This is a genomic window from Cecembia lonarensis LW9 (assembly GCF_000298295.1).
Lineage (GTDB): Bacteria > Bacteroidota > Bacteroidia > Cytophagales > Cyclobacteriaceae > Cecembia > Cecembia lonarensis.
Genome location: NZ_AMGM01000149.1, coordinates 1 through 4251, shown reverse-complemented (window position 1 = coordinate 4251; position 4251 = coordinate 1). Strand labels below are relative to the sequence as shown.

Sequence of the window (4251 nt, the reverse complement as noted above, 5' to 3'; positions counted from 1 at the left end):
CCAGTATCCTCAATAACCTTTCTGATAGAAGCCTGGTGTTGATGGATGAAATAGGTCGTGGAACCTCCACCTATGATGGTATCTCTATTGCATGGTCTATTGTGGAGTTTCTTCATAATCATCCCAAATCCAAAGCCAAGACCCTTTTTGCCACACATTACCATGAATTGAACCAATTGGCAGAGGACTTCCCTAAAATCAAAAACTTCAATGTTTCTGTGAAAGAAGTGGGGAATAAAGTGATTTTTATGCGGAAACTAAAAGCCGGGGGGAGTGAACATAGTTTTGGTATCCATGTGGCACAAATGGCAGGTATGCCCAATCCAGTTGTGCTCAGGGCAGCAGAAATCATGGGTCACCTGGAAAAGGACAAGGCCTTACATGCTTCAAAGAATAATTTGAAGGAAATGCCTAAAAACAACTACCAACTCAGCCTTTTTGATATTGACCCAAAATTCAAGGAAACGCAGGAAATGATTGAAAAAATTGACATCAATACCATTTCTCCCATTGAGGCTTTGATCAAATTGAATGAAATAAAAAAGAAACTAGAATCATGAATTTTTCGTTTTTATTTACATTGTTGTACCATTGCAAAGTAATTTTGGCATAGCCCTATGGATTTGAGCTTAATAGATGAATTAAAAAAGCAGAATAAAATCTCTGACTTTTTTTCGTATTGGAAAGGCAAACGGACCCTCAATTACCCTGAGGAAAGAGAATTATTGGAAGACCTGAAGGTAATGAGTCAAAGTCTTGCGATGAAAGAAGGCATCATCATCGGTTGCTTTGATTACAGGGATTTGAGTTTGGCCTTTTTTACCGAGAACATAGAAGATATCAGTGGCTATTCTCCCCAATTTTTTAAAGATCATGGAATGGCAGGAGTGATTTCCGCCCTACACCCTCAAGATGCGATGGAGCATGTATCTTTCAATAACAAGGTTTTGGAAGTTTTTAACCATGCAAGCATTTCAGAAAAGAAAACCTTTGAGCTTTCTTATACCCTAAGGTGGTTACACAAAGATGATGGTAGAGAAATTTGGTTTTTTACCAAGGCCAAACCTTATTTGATTGATGAGCAAGGAAATTTTATTTATGACCTTCATATAGGTTTCCAGATTAATAACCACGAACATTTGACAGGCTATGATTGGAGCTTTTCCTATACCAAAGAGAATGGAGAAAAAGTGGTATTCAAAAAGCATGATATCAAGTCCAATGGATTTTCTTTGACCAATAAAGAAAAAGAAATTGCAGCATTGATGGTGCAAGGGTTTGATTCGCAGGAAATTGCTGATAAACTATTTATTTCAAGAAATACAGTGTTTACCCATAGGAAAAACATCATGAAAAAACTAAAAGCAAAAAACACGGCTGAGGTTTTAAAAACATTGATGTCAAATGGGATAAATTAAACCGCTGACTTTCAAATTTCAAGGATTTTTTTCTTTTGATTCGGGAAAAAATTTGAAAGTGCATTTTGCAATTTTAGAAAACTGATATACCTTTGCACACACAAATCACGGAAGCATAAGGTCAACGTTGATTTCTTAAACAAGCGAGAGTAGCTCAGTTGGTAGAGCACAACCTTGCCAAGGTTGGGGTCGCGAGTTCGAATCTCGTCTCTCGCTCACAAAAGGCCCTTGAAAAAGGGCTTTCTTGTTTAAATAAGACTTCTCTAGCGATAGAGTAAGCCGGGATGGTGGAACTGGTAGACACGCAAGACTTAAAATCTTGTGGCCATTAGGCCGTGCGGGTTCGATTCCCGCTCCTGGTACGAAAGCCTCGCAGAAATGCGGGGCTTTTTTTATATTGTATCATGTTTTTTGTCCGTTGATCATCAATGCTATTACCCTCTTGTTCAAAAACACATTCAAACAACCCGCTTTTTTATTAGTTTTCCAGTAAATTAGAAAGCATGAAATTACCCATACTACTTATAGCCTTATCGGTTTTCCATATTTTCAGTTTATTTGCTCAAACCAAATTGGTTTTTCTCGATAAAAATAGTGACGAGCCAGTACCCGGTGTATTGATTAAAATTGCCGGTCAGGAAAATAAAGTATCTGATGCAAATGGAACTGTGGTATTTTCCCTCTCAAAAGCTGCATTTATCTCTTTTTCCCATATTGCTTATGAAGCAACTGGAATACAGGTAAGCCCCGGGCAAGAGGTAACTGTTTTTCTTAATCCAACTGCCCAATCTTTGGGCGAAGTAGTGGTTACAGGTTTTGAATCAGAAAGACCCTTGGTCCATCAGGCGGGAGCCATATCTAAGGTTTTAGAGAATGAATTGTACCGGTTCAATGAGAATTCCATCCTTAGTGCCTTCAATACCAAACCAGGTATTCGGATAGAACAAAGGGCACCGGCCAGTTATAGGATTTCCATAAGGGGTAGTTCCCTCCGCTCTCCTTTTGGTGTGCGCAATGTCAAGGTTTATTGGAATGATATTCCTTTTACCTCGCCTGATGGCACTACGGCATTGAATATTTTGGATTTGTCCAATATCCAAAACTCAGAAGTCATCAAAGGACCTGCAGGGAGTATTTACGGTGCCGGTAATGGGGGTGTGATCAGCTTTGAAAGCAGAAAACAGGTTAATGAAAATAGATTTTCTACAGAATATGCGATGGGTGATTTTGGCCTGCATCGGTTTAGGATTGGCCTTGATCAGCAAATCGGGAAAGGTGGCGTTAGTGCCTCCTACGTACACCAAAAATCTGATGGATACAGGGAACACAGCGCCATGGACAGAAAAGTCTTCCAATTGGCACTAAATACGCAGCCATCAGAGAAACAAACCCTAAGTGCCCAGGTTTTGTATTCGGATTTAAATTATCAGATTCCAGGCGCATTGACAAGGGACCAAGTCGAAGAGGATAGAAGACAGGCCAGGCCTGGATCTGTGGGGCAAAACAGCTCCATTGCTCAAAAGACCTTGTATGGAACCTTGTCCCATGAATTGAAATTTCACCAAAAAATCAGGAATAATACAGCGCTTTATGCCAATACTACTGAATTTGAAAACCCCTTTATTCTTGATTATAAAAGGGAAACAGCTTTTAGCTACGGAGGTAGGACCAAATTCACTTATGATGATATTTGGGGGGATTTTCCAGTCAAAATGATTGGAGGAGGAGAATACCAATATGGGAAAACCCTGGCGCAGAATTTTGGCAATAGGCAGGGAAAAGCTGATACCATTCGTTTCAGCGACGATCTGATCACTGCACAGGCCTTTTTGTTTGGTCAGCTTGAAATAGAATGGACTTCCAAATTGCTAATGACGTTGGGATTGAGTAATAACTACTCCAGGTATGAAATAGATCGTCAAATTGATGCAGGCCCCAATAATCCTATGGCCAATTCCAGAACTTTCGACCCCATTTTAATTCCAAGACTTGCCTTGGTGTATAAATTGAGCCCCTATTCCGGTATCTATGCCAGTATCAGTTCCGGCTTTTCACCCCCGACCATCGCGGAAGTTCGAACAAATGAGGGCAGCATCAATCTGGACTTAGAAGCTGAAAGAGGCACCAATTATGAGATGGGTTACCGGGGAAGTTATGGCATCTTCAATGTTGATCTTACAGCTTTCTACTTTAAACTTAACGAAACCATCACCACCTTTACCAATGATCAAGGTGTAGTGCTTTTTCAGAATGCCGGAGCAACTGACCAAAGGGGTATAGAAGTCAGTATTGATTATAGTTTGTACAAAAATCAATTAAGTGCCATTCAGAAGATAAAGCTTAACCATGCCTTTACAGGGCATTATTTTAAGTTTGCAGACTATTCTAGTAGGGGGAATGACTTTTCAGGTAATCAATTGACAGGTGTATCTCCCAATACCTTGGTCAATTTAGTGGATATACGCACCAAAGCAGGGATTTACCTCAATATGACCCATCAGTACGTAGATGAAATTCCTTTGAATGATGCCAATACGGTTTTCCAAGATGCTTACAACCTCTTGGGCGGACGTTTGGGTTGGATGACAGTATGGTCTGGTCGTTGGGATTTCGAGGTTTATGGGGGTGTTGAAAACCTTTTGGACGAAACTTACAGTTTGGGGAATGATCTGAATGCTTTTGCCAACAGGTTTTTCCAACCGGCCCCTGGGAGAAATTGGTACGGAGGTGTGAAGCTAGGGTTTAGGTATTAAAAAAAAATAGGGACAAAGCCCCTTTCGCTTTATCCCTTAAGGTTAGAAAACCGTGAACAAAAAATTGCTTAATCACCCAT

Annotated in this window: 3 protein-coding genes and 2 tRNA genes; all 5 read left to right on the top strand. The window is 40.2% G+C overall.

Annotated features, from left to right (window positions below):
- A partial coding sequence (locus B879_RS20280) for a MutS-related protein (protein WP_040401404.1) occupies positions 1-560 on the top strand: 560 nt, incomplete at its 5' end.
- A gap of 57 nt (positions 561-617) precedes the next feature.
- Positions 618-1418: a LuxR C-terminal-related transcriptional regulator gene (locus B879_RS20275; RefSeq protein WP_009187100.1), complete on the top strand. Its 801-nt coding sequence runs from the start codon at positions 618-620 to the stop codon at positions 1416-1418.
- Between the two features lie 143 nt (positions 1419-1561).
- Positions 1562-1634, top strand: a tRNA-Gly gene (locus B879_RS20270).
- Between the two features lie 62 nt (positions 1635-1696).
- Positions 1697-1780: transfer RNA gene (locus B879_RS20265), tRNA-Leu, on the top strand.
- Between the two features lie 141 nt (positions 1781-1921).
- Positions 1922-4171 carry a TonB-dependent receptor domain-containing protein gene (locus tag B879_RS20260; protein WP_009187099.1) on the top strand — a complete coding sequence of 750 codons (2250 nt, stop codon included), beginning with the start codon at positions 1922-1924 and terminating at the stop codon, positions 4169-4171.
- Positions 4172-4251 lie beyond the last annotated feature (80 nt).